Source organism: Kingella pumchi (assembly GCF_022288825.1).
Taxonomy (GTDB): domain Bacteria; phylum Pseudomonadota; class Gammaproteobacteria; order Burkholderiales; family Neisseriaceae; genus Kingella_D; species Kingella_D pumchi.
In genome coordinates this window covers 408-22,237 of sequence record NZ_JAKOOW010000028.1, presented here as the reverse complement: position 1 = coordinate 22,237, position 21,830 = coordinate 408, and the positions used below count along the sequence as shown (strand labels likewise).

Here is a 21,830-nt window from a genome sequence, read left to right as displayed (position 1 = left end):
AAAAACGGGTTATTCCGCCGTTTCCTGCCGTTTGTTCTGGCGCAGCCATTCGCGGGCGGCGGCTTTTTGCTCGTCGCTGCCGTATTGCAGATCGCGTATGGCGCGGCGCTGGGCGGCGCGGCGGCGGTCTTCTTCAAGCTGGCTTTCGCGGAAACGCTCGCGGTTGGCGGGGGCGGCGCCGCTGCCCTGCTGCGCTTGCGCCCGCGCCATTGCCTGAGCGATCAGCGCCGCGGGGTTAAACGCGGCTGCTGTGGCGGCGGGACTGCCTGCGGCGGGCGCGGCGGCGGCCGTTTCGGCCTGCCGTTTTTCGGCGATGGCGGCGCGGCGCTCGGCCTGGCGGCGTTCGCGTTCGGCGGCTTCCTGCTCTTTGCGCCGCTGCTGCGCCTGATAGCGGCCGTAGGCATGGGCGGCAGCCTGAAAGCGTTTGCCGCTGCCGGGGCTTCTGTCTGAGGCAGCCTGAAAACGCGGCGGTTCGGCAAAATCGTCAAACAAATGCGCGCGCGGCAGGCTGTCGTCGGCCACCGGCAGCATATGGATGCAGTCCACCGGACAGGGCGCGACGCACAGGCCGCAGCCGGTGCATTCGTCGGTCAGCACGGTGTGCATCAGCTTGGAGGCGCCCATAATCGCATCGACGGGGCAGGCGCGGATGCAGGCGGTGCAGCCGATGCAGACGTCTTCGTCGATCCACGCCAGCGCGGCGGGCTGGATTTTCGCCGGCGCCTGCTCGGGCACGCCCAGCGTCTGCGCCAGATCGCGCATCACCCGTACCCCGCCCGGGGCGCACAGATTGACTGCCGCTTCGCCCGCGGCCATCGCTTCGGCATAGGGCAGGCAGCCTGAAAAACCGCATTCGCGGCATTGGGTCTGCGGCAGCAGGGCGTTAAGGGTGTGGGCGCTGGGCTTCATCGGGTAAGGGTTTGAAACAAAAGGGCGCGATTATAGCCCAAAGCACTGCCGTCTTCTATGCCCGCCGCCGCCCGGCCTAAAGGCAGCCTGAAAAGCGGGGCAGGGCGGTTCGGGCTGGCTTGGGGCAATGCGGGCGGATGGGCGCGACGCGGCCGGTTTGGTACTGCGCGGCGGCAAGGCAAAAAGCAGCCTGAAAACCGCGAATCCGGTTTTCAGGCTGCTTTGGGGTGTGTAATCAGGCTTTGAGTGCGCGCAGGCGCTCGACGGACGGGGCGTAGTAATAGCCGCCGGACACGGGCAGGCTCATGCGCTCGAGCACCAGGTCGGTCTGGCCGTCGATATCGCCGAACATGCTCAGCAGCTGGGCTTCGATATTGTGCAGCCGTGCGGCGTAGGCGATAAACATCAGCCCGTGTTCGCCGCCCGAAGCGTTGCCGAAGGGCAGGCTGCGGCGGACGATTTTCAGGCCGACGCCGTTTTCTTTGAGATTGACGCGGCCGATGTGCGAGCGCGGCAGGCGCTGTTCTTTGGAAAATTCGATGTCGTCTTCTTTGGTGCGGGCGATGGTTTCTTCCTGCTCGGCCAGATTGTAGCTTTCCCATTTTTTCAAGTCGTGCAGGTATTTCTGCACCACGACATAGCTGCCGCCGGCGCCGGCTTCGCCTTCCGGTACGGTGCCGATGCGGCGGATTTCGGGGTCTTCGTGCGGGTTTTCGGTGCCGTCGACAAAGCCGTCGAGACCGCGGTTTTGGTGGCGGCGGAAACCGTGGGTTTCGCTTTTGACGGCGATGGCGCCATCAAACGCGGCCAGTACGTCGCGGGCAAGGGTGAAGCAGGCGTCGTGGTTTTTCGATTGGATGTGGATCAGCAGATCGTGCTGGGTGGCGGGCGCCAGACCCTTGCCCAGCGGGGTGAAGTTTTTCAGTTCCGCCGCTTCGGCTGTACGCTTCAGGCTGCGCCAGAAATCGCTGCCAAAAGCAAGGGTCAGCCCCAAGTCTTCGCCGGCAAACTGGCGCTGGCGCGCTTCAAGGGCGCTAAGGGCGGCCAGACAGGCAGCCTGAACGGTATCGGGGCTGAGAATATCGGCTTCGATAAAGAAACCGGCCTGCGCGGTTTCGGGGATGATGGCGGACTGGGGGGTGCTCATGTTTTCTTTCCTTTTTGGTTTGTGTTTGGTGCGGCGCAAGCGCGATACAAGCGCGATAAGGGCGCGGATTATAAAGAAACTGCGCGCGCCCCGCCATGCACTCGGCGGGCGTTGAATCGGGGCGATAGCTGCAGCCTGCATCGGCGCAGGCAGTCTGAAAAAACGGTTTCAGGCTGCTTCGAATAAATAAAGGCAGGCACTAGTGTTTGTATTCTATAATGCCGGACTTTCGCCGCTGCCGCGCTCAACGCCGCATACGGGCTTTATGCGCTTTTGGGCGGTTTTTACCGATAATTTGCTGGACATCTGCCGCTATTTTCGCCAAAATCCGCGCTTTTGCCCGCGTCGGATTTATCGGGGTAAACCGCAATTTCATCACGAAAGAAGATAACCATGGATTTAAGAAAGCTGAAAAAACTGATCGATCTGGTTGAAGAATCCGGCATCGCCGAAATCGAGGTAACCGAGGGCGAGGAAAAAGTGCGCATTACCCGCACGCCGCACAACGCCGCCGCAGTTTATGCCGCCCCCGCACCCGTTGCGCCGGCAGTGGCCGCAGCCGCTCCTGCCGCCGCACCCGCAGCCGCGCCTGCTGCCGCTCCGGCCGGCCGCGATTTGTCCAACGCGCAAAAATCGCCGATGGTTGGTACTTTCTACCGCGCGCCCAGCCCGTCTTCTCCGGCCTTTGTCGAAGTCGGCCAAACCGTTAAAGCCGGCGACACCCTGTGCATTATCGAGGCGATGAAGCTGATGAACGAAATCGAAGCGGAAAAATCCGGCGTCATCAAAGAAATCCTGGTGGAAAACGGTACGCCGGTGGAATACGGCGAACCGCTGTTTATTATCGAATAAGGGCTTTCAGGCTGCCCCGGGCGCAAGCGTGAGGCAGCCTGAAACATTTGCGGCGGCAGCCTGAAATGCTGCCGGCCGCCTTTTCAGGCAGCCTGAAAACTTGGAAACAGGAAATCCCATGCTGAAAAAAGTTTTAATCGCCAACCGCGGCGAAATCGCCCTGCGCGTATTGCGCGCCTGCCGCGAAATGGGCATCGCCACCGTGGCGGTGCATTCCGAAGCGGATAAGGACAGCCTGCACGTCAAGCTGGCCGACGAATCGGTGTGCATCGGCCCCGCGCCTTCGCCGCAGAGCTATCTGCACATCCCGTCGCTGATTGCCGCCGCCGAAGTAACCGGCGCCGACGGCGTCCATCCGGGCTACGGCTTTCTGGCGGAAAACGACCGCTTTGCCGAGCAGGTGGAAGAGTCGGGCTTTGTCTTTATCGGCCCGCGCGCCGAAACCATCCGCCTGATGGGCGACAAAGTTTCCGCCAAAAAAGCGATGATCGAAGCCGGCGTGCCCTGCGTGCCCGGTTCCGACGGCGCACTGCCCGACAATCCCGCCGAAATCCTGAAAATTGCCGATAAGGTCGGTTTTCCCGTCATCATCAAGGCTTCCGGCGGCGGCGGCGGGCGCGGCATGCGCGTGGTCGAGAAAAAAGAAGACCTGATCAAATCGGTGGAAATGACCAAAGCCGAAGCCGAAGCCGCGTTCGGCAATCCGATGGTGTATATGGAGCGCTTTTTGCAGCGCCCGCGCCACGTTGAAATCCAGGTTTTGGCCGACGAACACGGCAACGCCATTTATCTGGGCGAGCGCGACTGCTCGATGCAGCGCCGCCACCAGAAGGTGATCGAAGAAGCGCCAGCGCCGGGCATTACCGCCGCCGAGCGCAAAAAAATCGGCGAAGCCTGCGTTGCCGCCTGCAAGCGCATCGGCTACCGCGGCGCCGGCACGTTTGAGTTTCTCTACGAAGACGGCGAGTTTTTCTTTATCGAAATGAACACGCGCGTGCAGGTCGAACACCCCGTTACCGAGCTGGTTACCGGCATCGACATCGTGCAGGAGCAGCTCAGAATCGCCGCCGGCCTGCCGCTGCAGTACAAGCAAAAAGACGTGGTGATTGAAGGCCACGCTTTCGAGTGCCGCATCAATGCCGAAGACCCCTACACCTTCATCCCCAGCCCCGGCCTGATCGAAAGCTGCCATCTGCCCGGCGGACTCGGCGTGCGGGTAGACAGCCACATCTACCAGGGCTACCGCATCCCGCCGAACTACGACAGCCTGATCGGCAAAATCTGCGTGTACGGCAAAACCCGCGAGCAGGCGATTGCCAAAATGCGTGTCGCCCTTGCCGAGCTGGCGATTACCGGCATCAAGACCAATACCGCGTTGCACCGTGATCTGTTTAACGATCCGGGCTTCTGCGAAGGCGGCGTCAGCATCCATTATCTGGAACACTGGCTGGCCGAGCGTAAAGAGCAGTTGCAAAAATAAGCCGACAGCCATGGCAAAAGCAGCCTGAAAGCCGGAATTCCGGTTTTCAGGCTGCTTTTTGATGCGCCTATCCGGCGCTGCTGTCGGTGTTACCCGAAACGGTTTCAGACTGCTTGGACGCGGCGCCGGACTGGGCGGCAATAAAAAACGGTTAAGCATCGCAATGGCTCAACCGTTTGAATCATTTGGTGGGTCCGGTGGGGTTCGAACCCACGACCAAGGGATTATGAGTCCCCTGCTCTAACCCCTGAGCTACAGACCCAGTGTTCAGGAAAGGCGCGGATTATAGTCCAAGCGCCCTAGGCAGGCAAGCTGCGGCCGGCTGACGGCGCCGGCGCCAACGCGGTACAATACGCCGCTTCAACCACCACCGCCTTTTCAGGCTGCCTGAAACATGCACGACAAGCTCTCCCCCGACGCCCTGATCGAAGCCGCGCTGCTGACCCAGAGCGAAGCCCTGAGCGAAAAGACCCTGCGCGCCCTGTGCGAGCCGCCCTTGTCGGCCGACAAACTGATCGACGTATTGGCTGCGCTCAAAGCACGCTGGCAGGGGCGCGGTTTGGAATTGGCGCACACTGCTGAGGGCTGGCGTTTCCAGATCGCCCCGCCGGCCTTTGCCGCCCTGGGCAGCCTGAACGAGCAGCGCACGCCGCGTTATTCGCGCACGGTGATGGAAACGCTGGCCATCATCGCCTATCAGCAGCCGGTTACCCGCGGCGACATTGAAGCCATCCGCGGTGTCGCCGTCTCGCAAAACGTGATGCAAACCCTGCAGGAGCGCGGCTGGATCGAAGTTATCGGCCAGCGCGACAGCATCGGCCGCCCGTCGCTGTGGGCAACCACCGCCGCATTTTTAAGCGACCTGCGGCTTGGCAGTTTGGAAGAGCTGCCGCCGCTCACCGAACTGGGCGAACTGCTGCTGCCCGAGCTTCAGGCTGCCGCGCCGGCAGACGAAGGGGTGGCCAAGCCGGTGTAAGCGCTGCTTTGCGCAGTCTGCTGGTCGTTTCAGCAGAAATAATTTTTTAAAACAAAAGGAAAACCGATGCCGAATACTTTTGCCCGCGTGCGCGCCGTTGCCTTTGATTTGGACGGCACGCTGTGCGATTCGATTCCCGATCTGGCCGGCGCCGCCAACGCCATGCGCGTCGAACTGGGCATGGCGCCGCTGCCGCAGGAGCAGATTCAAAGCTATGTTGGCGACGGCATTGCTGCGCTGGTGCTGCGCGCGCTCAGCGGGCAGTACAGCGGCGGCGATGTTGCCGAATCCCTGCGCAGCGAAGGTTTTGCCGTTTTCGCCCGCCACTACGCCCGCCATCTGGCCGACGCCACCCGTCCCTATCCGCACACCGAAACCGCGCTGGAACTGCTGAAAAGCCTTGGCCTGCCGCTGGCGGTGGTTACCAATAAAAGCGAAGTGCTGGCGGTGAAACTGCTGCGCGAATTGCAGTTGGACGGTTATTTCAGCCTTGTGGTCGGCGGCGACACCCTGCCCGAGCGCAAGCCTTCTGCCGAGCCGTTGCGCCACAGCGCCGAAGTGCTGGGCGTCGAATGCGCGCAGCTGCTGATGGTCGGCGATTCGGCCAACGACATACTCAGCGCCAAAGCCGCCGGCTGCCCCGTTATCGGCGTGCGTTACGGTTACGGCGATATGGATGCGCTCGCCGCTGCCGCCGAAACCCGCCCCGATGCGCTAATCGACAGCCTGCCCGAACTCTACGAGCTGCTCAAACCCGTTCAGGCAGCCTGAAAGCACAAGAAAGGCCGACAGCCATGAAAGAAGGCAAATCGCTCAAAGCCCGCGCGCTCGATCTGCTCGCCCGCCGCGAATACAGCCGCTTGGAACTGAAGCGCCGGCTCGCCCCGCATGCCGAAAGCGAAGACGAAATCGACAGTCTGCTGGCCGAATTGTCCGACCGCCAATGGCAGTCGGACGAGCGCTACGCCGAAGCCTTTATCCACAGCAAAAGCCGCAGCCGCGGCCGATTGCGCCTGCAGCAGGAACTGGCCGCCAAAGGCGTGGACGAATCGCTGGTACGCGCCAATCTGCCCGACCGCGACACCGAACTGGCCAACGCGCTGGCGGTGCTGCACAAAAAATTCGCCGCCCCGCCGCAGGACTTTCAGGAAAAGCAAAAACAAATCCGCTTTATGCTCTACCGCGGCTTCGAGATGGACATCGTTCAGGCTGCCCTTAAAGAAGAGTGGCCGCAATAGCAGCCTGAAAACCAAAGAAAACGGTTTTCAGGCTGCTTTTTTGCAGGCGGAATACGAAACCCCAGCTACGCGGATCGTCCGAAAAACCAACGGCGCAGCAACCATTTGAGCAGCGCAAACAGCGGAAACGACAGCAAAAACAAGATAAAGCCATGCCCCGCGCTCCACGATTTGAACGACAGCGGCACCACCTTGCCATCCGCCGTAATGCGGTATCGCTGCGTGAACTGCGCGGTGTCGTAATTCACAAACAATTCAAACGAATCAGGCGCAACGGGTGTTAGGCTGAAAAACCGACCGTTCTCATCATCGCGGCTGAACGCTTGGCGCAGCAGGGTTTCGTTGCTTTTCAGATTGTGCAGCCGCTGCGGCAAAACCTCGCCCTGCGGCGTGCGCACCAAAACGGTGAACATCGGGCTGATTGCGTCGCCTTCGGCGTATTGCTCGGCGGGCAGTTGGCGAAAGCCCCACGCCATCACCATCATCAGCAGCCACCATGCGATGATGTGGACAATGGCGTTGAGCAGTTTGAGCGCGGCGGTGGTAAAAAAGGTGCGCGGGGTCATTTTCAGGCTGCTTTTATGTGGTGGGAATAGGCTTTCAGGCTGCCTGCACCCATTCGATTAACGCTTGGCGCAGGCTGTCGAGGCCGTCGCCGCTTTGTACCGACAGGCGGACGGCGGCGGGCAGGCCGTCGGGGCGGCGGGTGATGCCGTTGTGGCGTTCGTCGGCGGGCAGCAGGTCGGTTTTGTTGTAGATCAGCAGCTGCGGGACAGCTTCGGCGCCGATTTGTGCGAGTACGGCGTTGACGTCGTCGATTTGGCGCAGATGATCGGGATTGGCGGCATCGACGACGTGCAGCAGCACATCGGCCAGCGCGGTTTCTTCGAGGGTGGCGGAAAAGGCGGCTACCAGCCCGTGCGGCAGGTCGCGCACGAAGCCGACGGTGTCGGTGAGAATCAGGCTGGCTTCGGGGGCGAGGTAGAGCCGCCGCGCGGTGGTGTCGAGTGTGGCGAAGAGCTGGTCTTGCGCGAGGACGTCGGCTTTGGTCAGGCGGTTGAACAGGCTGGATTTGCCGGCGTTGGTGTAGCCGACGATGGCAAAGGTTTTCAGGCTGCCTGAAAGGCGGGCTTTGCGGCGGGTCTGGCGCTGTTTTTTGACGGCATCAAGCCGGCGGCGCAGCTGGGTGATTTTGGTTTGGATCAGGCGGCGGTCGGTTTCCAGCTGGGTTTCGCCGGGGCCTTTAAGGCCGATGCCGCCTTTCTGGCTCTGCAAATGGCCGTAGCCGCGCACCAGCCGGCCGGCCAGGTGGGTGAGCTGGGCGAGTTCGACTTGCAGGCGGCCTTCCTGGCTTTGGGCGCGGCGGGCGAAGATGGCCAAAATCAGGCCGACGCGGTCGAGTACGCGGCATTGCAGGATTTTTTCGAGATTGCGCTCTTGGGTGGGGGTGAGTTCGTTGTTGAAGACGACGAGGTCGATGTTTTCGTCCTGCACGGTTTGCGCCCATTCTTCGGCTTTGCCGCTGCCGACCATCAGGGCGCTGTGGGCGCGGTCGCGCTTGGCGCTTTCGGTCCGCACCAGTTCGCCGCCGGCGGCGCGCACCAGTTCGGCCGCTTCGGCCAGGGCAGCCTGAAAGGCGCGTTCGCGGCTTTCGCTGCTGCCGGAAAAGCTGTCGGCCAGCATCAGGCCGGCCAGCATCACCCGCTCGGAGCGTTCAAGGGATTTGTTTGGGGTGTGGAATCTGTGGGTCATGGTGGGGTAGGGCGTATCGTTAAAGCTGCAGTTTTTCAGTAAATTTATGTAAGCCGAGTTTTTAGTTTGTAAGGGAGAGCAGCCGCAACGATAGCGCAATCTGCCGGAAAACGGGAAGTTTTTTGCGTCTGCCGGCACGGCGTCGGCCGCTTCATGGCAATAGTTTTGCAAATGGTTTTTCGATTCGGACGGACTTTGGCAGGTGGTGCCGTTGTGCGGCACTGCCTTTGTGCTTGTAAGGGATGCCGCCGGTTTGCTTGGGCAGGAATGGCTCTGCTGCGGCGTTTGGCTGTGGGAATTATGTTAGAATCTGTTTGAGGAATGTGTTTTTTTGTTTTGGCCTATGTGGTTCCAAACAAAAAATTTATACCGTTTTACATGAATTAAGCCCGTTACTCCGCTTGCCTTTCAGGCTGCCTGAAGGATTCGGCGGAGTAAAATTGTGGCAAAGAAAAGCACGGATTCCGTTTTAAACAAGGAAGATGTATGGACGATTCGATGATGATAATGCTGGTCGGCGGCTTGGCCGTTGTACTGGTGGCGCTTATTTTTCTGCAACGCCGGCAGAAAAACGGCGGTAGCTCGCCGGCGCAAGAGCGCAAGAAAGTCAGAGGCGGGAGCGGCCGTAGCGCACGCGAACCGGAACCCGAGCCAGAGCCGGAAGACGAGGAAGTGGCTCAGGCGGTTGCCGAAGCCGAGAAATGGGACTGGAGCGCGACTGCCGGCGGCAGTGCGGTGGACGATACCAAAGTGTCGGTTCAGGACGTGGACGCGCTCACTGAATTTAATGTTTACAAACAGTTCGGCTACTATGACAAAGCCGCCGAGTCGCTCGGCGATTACTTGGCCAACAGCCGCAGCAACGACCCGAAACTCATCGCCGAGCTGGCGGATTTGTGGCTGCAGGCCGGCAATGTCGATGCGCTGGCTGAGGTGTTGAACACTTACTCCGGCAGTTTCAGCCGCGATCAACTGACCCAGTATGTCAAAGATGGTCTGGCAGTTGACGAAAACCATCTCGGTTTGCGCGTTTTGGCGGAAAGCAACCTGGGCTGGAGCGTGAAAAAAACCGCCGAGGAAATCGGCGAGAAAACCGGTTTGGCCGATATTCCGCAAACACCTGCTGCCAAGCAAAAGGAAAGTACCCGTGCGCAGGCGGAAGCCCAAACAGCCGCTGCAGGCCTGGCACGGAAAATGCTTGTTTCCGGCAACGGAGTTTTGCGGGAAATCAGCAACGACGAAAAAGGTGCCGTATTGGCATTCATGCAGCCTGAACAGGGCGTGCGTCTGTTGAAAAACTCGCTGACTTATGATGCTGCCACCAAGTATCTGAATAAAGCCATCCGCCATTCGGACAAACCCGCGGCTTTGCTGATTGATGCGCTGACACTCGATTACCGTGCCAACAACATCAACGGTTTTGCCGACCATCTGTGGAATCTTTACTATACGCTCGGCCAATACGGCCGCCAGGTGAAGGAAAGAATGCTCGGTTGGGGCTACAACTTGGGGCCGCATCCTTTGTTTGCGCGTTTGGAAACCAATCCTTCTGATGCGGCACTGCGCGAAATCGGTGTCCAGCAGGGTTTGATTGACGGCGGCAGCCTGAAAAAAGCGCGTTATCAGGCCTTGGTATCTGAAAACGTCGATATGGTTGCCGAGCCGCGTACGCCTGCCGAACGGATTTTGAAAGAAGTCGATTCGCTGCTGATGTACGGCCAGTTGGACAACGCGATGAATCTGCTGGAAGAGTCGATTTTGTCCTATCCGCAGGAATCACAGCTTTATATTGCGTTGTTTGATTTGTATGAGCGTGCCGAAGAATGGACTCGTTTGGAAACGCTGCTGCAAGAACTGCGCGGCCAAGTGCAAACTCTGCCGGAAGAAGTGGTATTGGCGATGAGCCAATTGCTGCAACGTTTCAATAACGGCTCATTTGGACATTAAATAATGATGAACAACAATATACCGCAGGTTAAAACGGTCAAATTGCTGTTGCTGGCGATGGAAGAACAGCAACAGGCAATGTTTAAAATGGCCTTCAAAATGCACAGCACCACCAATTATCAGGTGCTGGATGCATCTTCGGGCGAAAAGCCCGAGTTGGTGATTGTGGACGGCGACAGCCCTGCCGGCATCAGCGCTTGGCTTAAAGCGAAGGGCGATTATCCCAATTCGACCGTAGTGCATTTTGCCAAATCTCCCCCGTCTGTTACCGCACCGCATCTGCCCAAACCGATTAAGTTTGATACCCTGTTTCTCAATTTGCGTAATCTGATGCAGGGCAACGGCATCTGGGTGGTACAGGGCGGTGTTGCTCCGGTACATGCCGCAGCACCTAAAAGCCATGCTCCGGCATCTTCCCGCGCCAGCGAGGTAACCATTCCGCGTTTTGATCCGAATACCGGCCTTTTGGGCATAGTGCGTCGAACCATTTCTGCCAATAAAGACACCTTGATCAACTGGAACGGCAAGCCGATTCTGGCTCTTTTTCCCGAAGCGCAAAAAGCATGGTTGGCCATTGATGCCGCACAATTACACACTTTATGCCAGCAGGAAAATCCTGCAATTGAAGTGCAGGCGGTTGGTGGTAATGTAATCGAGCGTGCAAACAGCTCTTTACAGGCCGTTTTGTGGCAAGTTGCATTGTGGACAGCCAACGGCCGTCTCGCCCAGCCTCTGACACCCAATACCATATTCCAGCTTAAATACTGGCCCAATCTGACCCGCTTGGCTCCATTGGCCGAATCTATGCGCTTGTCGGCATTCCTGACCCGAACCGCGGTCAGCCTGAATATGCTCTACAAAATGATGCCGCTGGATATGCCGGACATCCTGAACTACATATCCACCACCTATCTTACGGATTACTTATCCGTTAGCGGGTCGATGGCAGAAGCTCAGAGTAAGGCGCCTGCTACTATCCAGAGTGCGCCCCCGCGTCCCAGACCGGCCGTTGCGTCAGAAGATTCCGAATCTGCCGCGCCCAGACCGGCAGGTGGCGGTCTCTTGAGCAGGCTGATGAAAAAATTACTGAATAAATAATAATGAAGAGGTACTTGCCATGATGGTAGAGAACAAAATTATCTTTACAGGGCCGGTGGGTGTAGGCAAAACCACTGCGATTGCCGCTTTGTCGGACGAACCTCCGGTACAGACCGACGCCAGCGCATCGGATATGACCGCTGTGCGCAAAGGTTACACCACCGTTGCGATGGACTACGGCCTGATTCAGCTTGACGAGCATACCAAGGTTCACCTTTACGGCACTCCGGGTCAGGAACGTTTTGACTTTATGTGGGAAATTCTCAGTAAAGGCAGCATGGGTTTGGTCTTGCTGTTGGATAACACCCGCGTGAATCCTTTAAAAGACCTGAAGTTTTTCTTGGACTCGTTTTCTGATTTGTTGAAAACCGCTCCTTTGGTTGTCGGAGTGACCAAAATGGATATCCGTTCCGTTCCCGGGATAGACGTCTATCAGAAATATCTGATCCAGCATGGTTTGAATGTGCCGGTATTTGAGGTTGACGCCCGCAATGAAGATGATGTCAAACAGCTGGTAACCGCCATGCTGTTTCAAATTGATCCTGGTTTGGAGGTATAGTCGTGGAATCTACTCTGTCATTACAAACAAATCTTTACCCGCACATTACGCCGGCTGGGGCCTTCTATGCAGTAGCCAATAAAAGCAGCAGCGCCAGCCGCACTTTATTGTCCAATGTATTACGCTCAGGCGGCAAACAGCCGATTACCCAGCAAAAACTGCTCGAATGGGCGGAAACCGACGACTTGGATACCGCATTAAACCTGCTCTACCGCCTGCAGCGTTTGGAATTTCTCTACGGCAGCGAAACCCCGCCCGAAGTTCCCGAGCTGACCGACGATACCCTGGCCAATCTTTTACCGCATCTGTCCGATAGCCACAAAGCCCTGTTGATCGACCAAGATGGCTTCTATTTTGCCAACTCCGGCTTCAACCACGAAGCTGCGGAAGAGGTGGCCATTTTGGCCAGCGAAGCCATTCGTCTTTCCGAGCGCCATGCCCTGTTGATCAAAAACAACCTGAACATTTATCAAAACGCATGGGGCTTGTGCGACCCTGTCGGCCAAAGCGAACTGACTTTCTTCCCGATATACATCAGCGATGCCAAATATATTTTGGTTACCGGCGGCACGCCCCAGCTGCACAAAGACACCTTCGTTTTACTGGTGCGCGCCCTTTATCAAACCGTAGATGCGGCTACCGGTTTCGGCGGCTCGTTCTAACACAAGATAACTGATTGGAAAATTAACATGAACGAACAACTTCTTACCTCCATCTTGAGCGACTTGAACAGCTCTTCGGTTGATATTACCGCTTCCGCAGTGATTTCTACGGACGGTCTGCCGATCGCCCACCTGCTGCCCAACAGCGTTGATGCCGACCGCGTCGGTGCCATGTCTGCAGCGCTGCTGGCCTTGGGCAACCGCACCACCCACGAACTCGCCTGCGGCGAACTGGAGCAGGTGATCGTGAAAGGCAAACTCGGCTATACCCTGCTGATTCAGGCAGGCGGAACCAACGTACTGTGCCTGACCGCCAAAGAAAGCGCCAAGCTCGGTCTGATTCTGCTCGACGCCCGCCGCGCTGCCCGCAGCATTGTCGATATCACTAAATAAGTTTTGATTCTTAATAAAGCAGCCTGAAAACCGAATTTCCGGTTTTCAGGCTGCTTGCTTTTGTCGGTTTAGAAAGCGCAGTCGCCCGCTTTCTGGGTGGTGCGGATTTCCCGGCCGCTGGGCAGGGTCAGGGTGCTGCTGATGCCGAAAGAAGCGATGGCGCCGAGCGTGGATGGGTCGGCGGTGCAAATGTCCAGCTTACGCATGTTTTGGAAAAACTCCTGCCATTTTTCCGGTGTAAATGCCGATTCTTGTACCGACGGGCTCAGGCGGTAGCGGTAGTGGACGGTATCGTTTTCCAACACGATTTGGTACAGCACCAGCCCGAAGCCGTCATTTTGCGGCAGTGTGCTGTTTAGGCGGCTGACGGCCAGCTTGGCGGAACTGAGATCGCGCTTGCGGCGGATTTGTTCCGGCGTGTTTTCGCTTAGCAAACGCCGGCAATGGCCTTTTTCCAATCGGATGTTAAAGGTACGGCTGCCGTTTTTCAGCTGCTGCCGGTATTGGAAATCAAGCGGCAGATAGTCGTTGACTTCGCGCAGTTTTTCTTTCTCCACGCACGCCGTGACATCAGTGCCGGTTTGGTAGTTGGAGCTCTTCGTAGCCGAAAGCGGAGAGCTGCGCGGCATCGCCGGCGCTGGCGGGGCGGCTGTTGATTCGCAACTGCAGGCGGCCGTTGCTATAAACCAGGGGTAAGATTTCGATGCGCTGGCCGCCCATAGTCTGCCGGTACGGCAAGTGGCGGTTGGTTTCCCTAATCAGCTGCGGCAGCGTTTGCAAAAATTCGGCTTCCTGCTGCGCACTCGGCGCGGCCTGTGCGGCAGGCATAGCCATCGGCAGGCAGAGCAGGGGCAGCAGGTATCGGTAGGCAGATATGGTTTTTCCTTGGATTTTGCCTTATTGGCGGGAAGGCGCAGCCTGAAAACGGATTTCCGGTTTTCAGGCTGCCTTTGTTTGGGTGTTGGCGGGGTAGGGCGGGGTTTAGAGTTCGCCGTAGGAATGCAGGCCGCCGAGGAACATATTGACGCCGACGAAGGCGAAGGCGGTAATCAGCAGGCCGACCAGCGCCCACCAGGCCAGCACTTTGCCGCGCCAGCCGGCCACCAGCCGCAGATGCAGCCAGATGGCGTAGTTCAGCCACACAATCAGCGCCCAGGTTTCTTTGGGGTCCCAGCTCCAGTAGCGCCCCCAGGCATCGGCCGCCCACAGGGCACCGAGTATGGTGGCGATGGTGAAAAACAGAAAGCCGACGGCGATCACTTTATACATCGCTTCTTCAATCTGTTCGGCCGGCGGCATCAGGCGGTTGCCGTGCAGCGACAGCAGTTCGGCCGCGGCAAACATGGCGGCGATGCAGAAGGCGCCGTAGCCGATGAAGTTGGCGGGAACGTGCAGCTTCATCCACCACGACTGCAGCGCGGGAATCAGTGGCCGGATTTCGTGTGCGCCGCGCTCAAGGCTGTACCACAGCACAAAGCCGACCAGCACGCACATCAGGAAATACACGAAGGCGCCGAGTTTCTGCATGGAGAATTTGCGCGAATAGTATTGGTACATCAGCGCGGTAATCACCATAAACAGGATAAATACTTCGTAAAGGTTGGACACCGGAATGTGGCCGTCGTTCGGGCGCAGCAGATAGCTTTCGTGCCAGCGCACCAAAAGGCCGGTAAAGCCGGCCAGCGCCGCCGCCCAGGCGCAGCCGTCGCCCAAGCCGAGCAGGATGTTGCCGCCGCTGCTTTCAGGCTGCCGCCGCTGCTTGAGCCAGGCGCCGGCGGTACCGGCGGAGTAGGCGAAAAAGGCCAGTAGTGTTAGCGCGCACTGCCACATAATCGCCGGCTGGCTGGCGAGCAGGTAGCGCAGCAGGAAACGGCCGTGGGTGCTGTCGCCGCGGCTGATGTCGCCGTCGTACAGACCGACGGCCAGATAGGCGAGCGCTACGGCGGCGGGAATAAACCAGCGCAGCGGCTTGAAGAACCAGCCCAAGCCCACCGAGGCGGCGGCGCTGAGCCAGAGAATGGCGGTTTCGTAGCCGTCCATGCGGTGCGGTATTTTGAGCTGTACCAGCACGGCGATGGCGAGAATCACGGCGGCGTAAAGGCCGTCTTTGATGTCGAGAGAGCGGAAAAAAGAAGTTTCGCGCAGCAGTTCGTGATCGATTGCGGGCGCGGCGTAGCCGGGATGTGGCGCCGTTTTTTGCAGCAGTTCGTGCTCGGCGCGGACGGTTTGGGTTTGTTCGGTCATGGCGTGTTCTTCAAAATCGTGTGTGCGGGTGTTTTCAGGCTGCCTGAGTGCAGATGCAGCCTGTTTTAATGTAAAAATTTGTTTGCGCGGCGGATTATAAAGAAAAAATATCCGCTGTGCTGTTAATTGTACTCAGTCTTTCGGCCTAGTTCTTTCGGCCGGGTGTTTTCAGGCTGCCTGAAAACGGTGCGGGGCAGGGTGCCGGCAGCCTGAAAAACTTTTTCGCTTGTCTGCCTGGGCGGGTAGGAAAACTGCCGGCAGTCGCGGGAGTGCGATGCGGTGTGGAGCAACCTTTTTCAGGCTGCTTTAACTTTCAGGCTGCTTTGGAATTTTCAGGCAGCCTGAAAACAGCGTGCCAGCAGTTTCAGGCTGATCTGTACCACCCAGCCGACGCCGAAGGCAAACAGCAGGGTGCCGATGCCGACGGTGCCGCCGAGCAGCCAGCCGATCAGGCAGACCACCGCTTCGATGGCGGTGCGCACGCTGCCGATGCGCCAGCCGCTGGCCTGGCACAGGCCGACCATCAGGCCGTCGCGCGGACCGGCGCCGGTGTGGCAGGTCAGGTAAAAGGCCGACGATACGCCGATCAGTACGATGCCGCCGACGCACAGCGCCGCGCGTACCGCCAAGCTTTCCGGCGGGGCGACGAAATGGACGAATACCCCCAGCCCGCCGGCAATCAGCAGCATATTCAGCACCGTGCCCAGCCCGGGCTTGAGCCGCAGCGGTATCCAGCCCAGCATCACTACCGCGCTGATCATCAGCGTTACCGTGCCCAATTCGCCGCCGCTGATGCGTGCGATGCCCTGCGAGAGCACCGTCCACGGCGTCGAGCCCAGCCGCGACACCACCAGCATGCCTTCGCCAAAGCCGAACAGGCTCAGTGTGACCAACAGCACCGCCAGCGGTTTGGCTTCGGTAAACGGCCACATTGACGAAGCCGTCCACGGGGTTACGGGCAGGATGCGGGAGTAGTTTTCTTTTTTCATCTTATTCTTATGGTCGGGTTTCAGGCTGCAGGCAGCCTGAAAACGGCGGCGGCGCCTATTTGGCGGTTTTGCCGCCGCCCAAATCGGCGGCTAGCCGCTCGAGATCGGCCAGATGCTGCGGAAACTCGCGCGCCAGCTCGCGCTCGCTGCGGGTGGCGCTCATGGTAAAACGGATGCTGTTGCCGTCAAACAGCAGCCAGGCGCGTTTTTCGCGGACGTAAAACATAAACAGCGTGCCGGCCACCAGCAGCACCGAGCCCAGATACACCAAGAGCGCGCCGGGCGATTTGGTCATCTGCAGCGCCGACATATTCACCGCGCGGTAGCCGTCCATCTGCAGCAGCACCGGCGATTCGAAGCGGGTTAGCGCGGTGTAGCCGTCCAGGCTGTTGAGCACGAAGCGGCCGCGCACTTCGCCGGCAGGAATCGGCGGCAGGCCGCGATCGGCCAGCGCATCATCGAGCGCGATATTGATGGCGCCGTAGAGAATCTGGTACATCAGCTCGCCGGTTTTCTGCTGGTCGGCGGCGGGAACGGTGCTTTTGATGTGGCGGTCGATGGCGACATAGCCGCCTTCGGCGAACTGGCGCAGCAGGTTTTCGGTGGCCAGTTTGAACTGCGGGCGCACGCTTTCGCCGACATTGGCCTGCGCTTTTTCCACCACGCGGCTGCGCCGTTCGGGATCGAGCAGCAGTTCGCGCAGCGCCATAAAGCTGTCGAGCCGGCCGGCGGGGTCGGCGGGCAGCATCAGCCAGCGGTAGGGTTCGTCGGCGCTGCTGCGCTCGCCGGTGGCGAAAAACCACGAGCCTTCGCGCTCCAAGGGCAGCATGTAGTTGACGTATTCGTGCGCCTGGCCGCTGTTGTCGCGCAGTTTGAAGCGGATGGTGGGGCCGACGTTGGCAAAGCGCCGGTCTTGGCGCACGCTGCGCACTTCGCTCAGGCGCTTGGAAAGGGCGGCGCGGCCGCTTTCGTTTTCAGGCTGCGCCTGTGCTTGCTCGGCGTCTTCGACGTTGTAAACCTGCAGATCGTTAAATTCGATGGAAAACTTGCCGGCGCCGCCCAAATCGAGCGGATAGCGGCTTTGCGAAACGGCTTCGATTTTGCGCATCGCGCCGCTGCCGCTCAGGTTCCAGCTTTTGAAGCTGAGTTTGGAGCCGCCGTCGCCGTAGCCGGCCTGGTAGATGGTTACGCCTTCAACGGTCAGCGGATGGTTGACGCGCACGGTGGCGGCTTGGCGCGAGCCGTCTTGGCGGGTGATGATGACGTCGCTGGCAAAATCCTTGGGCATGCCGGTGTCGTAAAAATCAATGTGGAATTTTTTCAGCTCGACGGTGAAGGGCAGCTTTTGCAGCAGCAGGCCTTTGTCGGCATTGATAAATACCGAGTCGGCATGCTGGCCTTCGACGATTTGGGCGTTGCCGCGAAAAGACGGGTTGCCGCTGCCGAGCGTGCTGGCAGCCTGAAATTCGCCGGCGTAGTTGCTGGTGGTGTCGGGCACGATGCGGCCGCTGAGCATACCGATTTTCAGCAGCAGGTTGCTGTCCACCAGCCCGCCTAGGCAGATAACGATAATCGCGGCATGGGCGAAGATGTAGCCCCATTTGTTCATGCTGCCTTTTTTGGCGGCCAGCAGCACGCTGCCGTCGTCACGGCGCACGGTTTGGGTGCGGTAGCCGCGCACGCTGAGATAGCGTGCGGCGATATCGGCTTTCAGGCTGCCCTGCAGCAGGGCGCTGTGCTTCATGTGGGCGAGCGATTTGGCGGTTACTTTCAGGCGGAAGGAGCGCATCTCGCGCAGAAAGGGCGGCACGTTGCGCCACAGGCACAGCGCGGTGCTGCACACCAGAAACAGCATGATGGCGACGAACCACGACGAAGCGTAAACGTCGTACAAACCGAGAAAGGAGAAAATCTGCGCCCAGAAAGGGCCGAATTTGACCACATAGTCCTGCGGCGACTGGTTTTGCTGCAGCACGGTGCCGATCACCGAAGCGACGGACAGCACCGCCAGCAGCGCCACAGCAAAGCGCATGGAGCTGAGAAAGGCGAACCACGGACGGCGGATCAGGGGGATTTTGGTTTTGGGCTTGGCGGACATGGTCGGGGCAGCCTGAAAAACGGACGGGATATGCGGCCGGCTGTGCGGCGGCGGTGTGTGCCGACGGGCGGCAAAGCAGCCTGAAACGTTTTCAGGCTGCCTGCGCGCCATTGTTTGGGAAGCGGCGGGGCGGTTGTGTGGGCTGTTTGGGCTGGTCGGGGAAGCCGTTTGATCGGCTTTAGCGCTGGCGCGGTGCCGGCAAAACCGGCGGCGGCAAACGCGTCGCCCGACTGATAGCGCAGCTTATAAGCATTAGCTTTTGTGGTGCCCAAACAGCCGTTCAGGCAGCCTGAAAGGATGTCCTTTCAGGCTGCCTGAACGAAGCGGCGGCTGTGGCGCGGTTTATTTCAGACCTTGGATGTAGTTGCCCACCGCTTTGACTTCTTCTTCGTTCAGGCGTTTGGCAATGGTTTCCATCATGCCGTTGGCGCTGGTGCGCTGGCCGGCGGCATAGGCTTTGAGCTGTTCGCCGATATAGGCCGAATGCTGGCCGCCCAGGCGCGGGTAGGCGGTGATGTCGGTGCCGCCGCCGGGAATGCCGGCGCCGCTGGGGCCGTGGCAGGACATACAGGCCGGCACTTTTTTCTCCGGCAGGCCGGCGCGGTAGATATTGCGGCCCAGTTCGATGTTTTCCTTGGGATTGGCTTCGCCCGGTTTGGCCTGCTGCTTGGCATAGTAGGCGGCAACGTTGCGGATGTCGCTCTCGCTCAGGTTCTGCACCATCGGCGCCATCATGCCCGAAGAGCCGGACGTGCGTTTTTTGTTTTTGATGTCGAGCGTCTGCGTCAAAACGTAGGACGCGTGCTGGCCGGCGACTTTCGGATACATGGCGATGCTGCTGTTGCCGTCTTCCGCGTGGCAGGAGGCGCAAACCGATTTGGCCACTTCTTTGCCTTTGGCCAGATCCGCCTTGGGAGCGGCTTTGGGAGCCGCCGCCGCTGCGCCGGCCAGCAGCAGTACCGCCAGCATATTCAAACGTTTCATGGGAAATGCTCCTGATTCCAAAACCAAGGGTTTTGGGGGTTTTATATTTATATGTCGGACACCGGATGGCAGCCACCCGGCCGAACCAGAAATTTGCAAACGTGGTATTCTATACTAAATTCACATAACTTTACCAGTATGAACATTTTTCACAACGCCAAATTTTCCATCACCGCCAACGACCTGAACGGCCTGCCCGACACGCCGGCGGAAATCGCCTTTGTCGGCCGCAGCAACGCCGGCAAATCCAGCGCCATCAACGCGCTGTGCAACCATGTGCGGCTGGCCTTCGTGTCGAAAACGCCCGGCCGCACCCAGCACATCAATTTTTTCGAGCTGGCCAACGGCTGCTTTCTCGCCGACTTGCCGGGCTACGGCTACGCGCAGGTGCCCGAGCCGGTGCGCGCCCACTGGGTGAAACTGTTGGGCAGCTATTTGCAGACCCGCCGCCAGATTGCCGGCCTGCTGCTGATTATGGACGCCCGCCACCCGCTCAAACCGCAAGACTGGCAGATGCTCGACTTTTTCGCCGCCACTGGCAAGCCGGTACACATCTTATTATCGAAAGCTGACAAATTATCGAAAAACGAGCAGATTAAAACCTTGTCGGCGGTCAAAAAATCCTTACAGCCGCTGGGCGAGCGCCAAGAAGTGAGCGTGCAGCTTTTTTCCAGCCTGAAAAAACAGGGCTTGGACGAAGTGGGCGCCGTCGCCGCCGAATGGTTTGCCCGCGCCGCCGCCCAAGCCGCCGCAAACCTGACCGAGAGCGGCGAAATCGGTTAAAATCCGCCCGATTTTTTGGCGGGCAATACCGGCACGCACCCGCCCGATTAACGAACGATTCAGCAAACCCGCAAGCAGCCTGAAAACCTTTTCAGGCTGCCTTTCGATTGGAGAGAACACTAAATGAACGCCTTATTGCAAGATTTGCAGGCACGCGGCCTGATTAACCAAACCACCGACATCAACGAGCTGTCCGCATTGTTGGACAGCGAAAAAATCTCACTCTACTGCGGTTTCGACCCCACCGCCGACAGCCTGCACATCGGCCATCTGCTGCCGGTGCTGGCGCTGCGCCGCTTCCAGCTTGCCGGCCACACTCCTATTGCGCTCGTCGGCGGTGCCACCGGCATGATCGGCGACCCCAGCTTCAAAGCGCAGGAGCGCAGCCTGAACAGCAGCGAAACCGTGGCCGGCTGGGTAGAAAAAATCCGCGGCCAGCTTCAGCCCTTTTTGAGCTTTGAAGACGAAAACGCCGCGATTATGGCCAATAACGCCGACTGGTTCGCCGGCATGAACTGCCTGGATTTCCTGCGCGACATCGGCAAGCATTTTTCCGTAAACGCCATGCTCGCCAAAGAATCGGTCAAACAGCGCATCGAGCGCGACGACGTCGGCATTTCCTTCACCGAGTTTTCCTACGCCCTGCTGCAGGGTTACGACTTTGCAGAACTCAACCGCCGCCATGGCGTCAAACTGCAGATCGGCGGCAGCGACCAATGGGGCAACATCACCTGGGGCACCGAACTTACCCGCCGTCTGCACCGCCAGAGCGTCTACGCCCTGACCCTGCCGCTGGTAACCAAAGCCGACGGCACCAAATTCGGCAAAACCGAAGGCGGCGCCGTGTGGCTTGATGCCGCCAAAACTTCGCCCTACCAGTTTTACCAGTTCTGGCTCAAAACCGCCGATGCCGACGTGTACAAGTTTCTCAAATACTTCACCTTCCTGCCGCTGGACGAAATCGCCGCAATCGAAGCAGCCGACCGTGCCCGCGACGGCAAGCCCGAAGCCCAGCGCATCCTTGCCGAAGAAATGACCCGCCTGATCCACGGCGAAGACGCGCTCGCCGCCGCCCGCCGTATTACCGACAGCCTGTTTTCCGGCAACGAAGACGCGCTCACCGAACAGGACTACGCCCAACTCGCCCAAGACGGCCTGCCCGCCTTTGCAGTATCCGGCAGCCTGAACGTCGTCGAAGCGCTGGTTAAAACCGGCCTGGCGCAGTCCAACAAAGAAGCGCGCGGCTTTATTAGCAGCAAAGCCGTGCTGCTCAACGGCCGCCCCGCCGAAACCACCAACCCCAACCCACCCGCCGACAAACCCGACGACGCCTACCTGCTCACCGACGCGCACAAACGCTTCGGCCGCTACACCATCGTCCGCCGCGGCAAGCGCAACCACGCGCTGTTGGTTTGGCAGTAAGCAGCCCGATGGCTAAACAAAAAGGCAGCCTGAAAGCCAGATTTTCGGTTTTCAGGGGCGTAAGTAACAAAATGGAGGCTATTTCGGAGAACATTCTCCCTAAGTAACAAAATGGAGGCTGAGCCTAAGATTTAATTGAGACCTTTGCAAAATCCCCCCAAAATCCCCTAAATTCCCACCAAGACATTTAGGGGATTTTCCATGAGCACCTTCTTCTAGCAAACCGCACAAGCCATGATTGCCAAACACATCGACCGCTTCCCACTATTGAAGTTGGATCAAGTGATTGATTGGCAG

22 protein-coding genes and 1 tRNA gene are annotated in these 21,830 nt (G+C 59.0%); 12 read left to right on the top strand and 11 right to left on the bottom strand.

Going from position 1 to position 21,830, the window contains the following annotated elements:
- Window positions 1-9: 9 nt before the first annotated feature.
- Both MB824_RS08395 and MB824_RS08390 read right to left on the bottom strand, forming a co-directional pair.
- Window positions 10-909 carry an RnfABCDGE type electron transport complex subunit B gene (locus tag MB824_RS08395; protein WP_238748008.1) on the bottom strand — a complete coding sequence of 300 codons (900 nt, stop codon included), beginning with the start codon at window positions 907-909 and terminating at the stop codon, window positions 10-12.
- 235 nt (window positions 910-1,144) lie between these two features.
- Complete coding sequence (locus MB824_RS08390; RefSeq protein ID WP_238748007.1) at window positions 1,145-2,056, bottom strand: Dyp-type peroxidase; 912 nt, start codon at window positions 2,054-2,056, stop codon at window positions 1,145-1,147.
- Between the two features lie 393 nt (window positions 2,057-2,449).
- On the opposite strand from MB824_RS08390, the gene accB reads away from it, so the two are divergent.
- Together accB and accC are read left to right on the top strand one after the other, a co-directional pair.
- The gene (gene accB / locus MB824_RS08385; protein ID WP_238748006.1) at window positions 2,450-2,908 is read left to right on the top strand and encodes an acetyl-CoA carboxylase biotin carboxyl carrier protein; all 459 of its coding nucleotides are present in this window, start codon (window positions 2,450-2,452) and stop codon (window positions 2,906-2,908) included.
- Between the two features lie 118 nt (window positions 2,909-3,026).
- Window positions 3,027-4,388 carry an acetyl-CoA carboxylase biotin carboxylase subunit gene (accC, locus tag MB824_RS08380; RefSeq protein WP_238748005.1) on the top strand — a complete coding sequence of 454 codons (1,362 nt, stop codon included), beginning with the start codon at window positions 3,027-3,029 and terminating at the stop codon, window positions 4,386-4,388.
- Window positions 4,389-4,574: 186 nt separating this feature from the next.
- On the opposite strand, the gene MB824_RS08375 is transcribed toward accC, so the two are convergent.
- Window positions 4,575-4,650 (bottom strand) — tRNA-Ile (locus MB824_RS08375).
- Window positions 4,651-4,782: 132 nt separating this feature from the next.
- Between MB824_RS08375 and scpB the strand changes: the two genes are divergently transcribed.
- From scpB to recX, 3 genes are all read left to right on the top strand, one after another.
- The gene (gene scpB, locus MB824_RS08370) at window positions 4,783-5,364 is read left to right on the top strand and encodes an SMC-Scp complex subunit ScpB (protein WP_238748004.1); all 582 of its coding nucleotides are present in this window, start codon (window positions 4,783-4,785) and stop codon (window positions 5,362-5,364) included.
- A gap of 66 nt (window positions 5,365-5,430) precedes the next feature.
- Window positions 5,431-6,135, top strand: a complete 705-nt coding sequence (locus tag MB824_RS08365; RefSeq protein ID WP_238748003.1) for a phosphoglycolate phosphatase — start codon at window positions 5,431-5,433, stop codon at window positions 6,133-6,135.
- Between the two features lie 23 nt (window positions 6,136-6,158).
- On the top strand, window positions 6,159-6,602 hold the full coding sequence (recX, locus tag MB824_RS08360; protein ID WP_238748002.1) for a recombination regulator RecX: 444 nt from the start codon (window positions 6,159-6,161) through the stop codon (window positions 6,600-6,602).
- Window positions 6,603-6,667: 65 nt separating this feature from the next.
- Here the strand turns inward: recX and MB824_RS08355 are convergent, their stop codons facing one another.
- On the bottom strand, window positions 6,668-7,168 hold the full coding sequence (locus tag MB824_RS08355; protein WP_238748001.1) for a hypothetical protein: 501 nt from the start codon (window positions 7,166-7,168) through the stop codon (window positions 6,668-6,670).
- A 34-nt stretch (window positions 7,169-7,202) separates the two neighbouring features.
- Entirely contained in the window at window positions 7,203-8,354 is a 1,152-nt protein-coding gene (gene hflX / locus MB824_RS08350) for a GTPase HflX (protein WP_238748000.1), read from the bottom strand.
- 486 nt (window positions 8,355-8,840) lie between these two features.
- On the opposite strand from hflX, the gene MB824_RS08345 reads away from it, so the two are divergent.
- The 5 genes from MB824_RS08345 to MB824_RS08325 are packed head-to-tail and all read left to right on the top strand — an operon-like array spanning window position 8,841 to window position 13,013.
- Window positions 8,841-10,301 (top strand): hypothetical protein, encoded by a 1,461-nt coding sequence (locus MB824_RS08345; RefSeq protein WP_238747998.1) that lies wholly within the window; start codon window positions 8,841-8,843, stop codon window positions 10,299-10,301.
- 3 nt (window positions 10,302-10,304) lie between these two features.
- Window positions 10,305-11,399, top strand: coding sequence for an alpha-glucan phosphorylase (locus MB824_RS08340; RefSeq protein WP_238747996.1), 1,095 nt, complete (start codon window positions 10,305-10,307; stop codon window positions 11,397-11,399).
- Window positions 11,400-11,421: 22 nt separating this feature from the next.
- Window positions 11,422-11,958, top strand: a complete 537-nt coding sequence (locus MB824_RS08335) for a GTP-binding protein (RefSeq protein WP_238748020.1) — start codon at window positions 11,422-11,424, stop codon at window positions 11,956-11,958.
- Between the two features lie 2 nt (window positions 11,959-11,960).
- Window positions 11,961-12,620, top strand: coding sequence for a peptidase M23 (locus MB824_RS08330; RefSeq protein ID WP_238747995.1), 660 nt, complete (start codon window positions 11,961-11,963; stop codon window positions 12,618-12,620).
- 27 nt (window positions 12,621-12,647) lie between these two features.
- The gene (locus MB824_RS08325; RefSeq protein ID WP_238747994.1) at window positions 12,648-13,013 is read left to right on the top strand and encodes a roadblock/LC7 domain-containing protein; all 366 of its coding nucleotides are present in this window, start codon (window positions 12,648-12,650) and stop codon (window positions 13,011-13,013) included.
- A 68-nt stretch (window positions 13,014-13,081) separates the two neighbouring features.
- On the opposite strand, the gene MB824_RS08320 is transcribed toward MB824_RS08325, so the two are convergent.
- The 6 genes from MB824_RS08320 to MB824_RS08295 form a co-directional block, all read right to left on the bottom strand.
- The gene (locus MB824_RS08320) at window positions 13,082-13,570 is read right to left on the bottom strand and encodes a hypothetical protein (RefSeq protein ID WP_238747993.1); all 489 of its coding nucleotides are present in this window, start codon (window positions 13,568-13,570) and stop codon (window positions 13,082-13,084) included.
- A gap of 13 nt (window positions 13,571-13,583) precedes the next feature.
- Window positions 13,584-13,841 (bottom strand): hypothetical protein, encoded by a 258-nt coding sequence (locus MB824_RS08315; protein ID WP_238747992.1) that lies wholly within the window; start codon window positions 13,839-13,841, stop codon window positions 13,584-13,586.
- A gap of 153 nt (window positions 13,842-13,994) precedes the next feature.
- Window positions 13,995-15,257 carry a c-type cytochrome biogenesis protein CcsB gene (ccsB, locus tag MB824_RS08310; protein ID WP_238747990.1) on the bottom strand — a complete coding sequence of 421 codons (1,263 nt, stop codon included), beginning with the start codon at window positions 15,255-15,257 and terminating at the stop codon, window positions 13,995-13,997.
- Window positions 15,258-15,589: 332 nt separating this feature from the next.
- Window positions 15,590-16,246, bottom strand: coding sequence for a membrane protein YczE (yczE, locus tag MB824_RS08305; protein WP_238747987.1), 657 nt, complete (start codon window positions 16,244-16,246; stop codon window positions 15,590-15,592).
- A gap of 55 nt (window positions 16,247-16,301) precedes the next feature.
- Complete coding sequence (locus MB824_RS08300) at window positions 16,302-18,344, bottom strand: cytochrome c biogenesis protein ResB (protein ID WP_238747985.1); 2,043 nt, start codon at window positions 18,342-18,344, stop codon at window positions 16,302-16,304.
- Between the two features lie 342 nt (window positions 18,345-18,686).
- Window positions 18,687-19,328: a c-type cytochrome gene (locus tag MB824_RS08295; protein WP_238747984.1), complete on the bottom strand. Its 642-nt coding sequence runs from the start codon at window positions 19,326-19,328 to the stop codon at window positions 18,687-18,689.
- A gap of 138 nt (window positions 19,329-19,466) precedes the next feature.
- Here MB824_RS08295 and yihA point away from each other — a divergent pair, with 138 nt between their 5' ends.
- Window positions 19,467-20,111: a ribosome biogenesis GTP-binding protein YihA/YsxC gene (gene yihA / locus MB824_RS08290; protein WP_238747983.1), complete on the top strand. Its 645-nt coding sequence runs from the start codon at window positions 19,467-19,469 to the stop codon at window positions 20,109-20,111.
- 123 nt (window positions 20,112-20,234) lie between these two features.
- Window positions 20,235-21,533 (top strand): tyrosine--tRNA ligase, encoded by a 1,299-nt coding sequence (tyrS, locus tag MB824_RS08285; RefSeq protein WP_238747982.1) that lies wholly within the window; start codon window positions 20,235-20,237, stop codon window positions 21,531-21,533.
- Window positions 21,534-21,830: the final 297 nt, after the last annotated feature.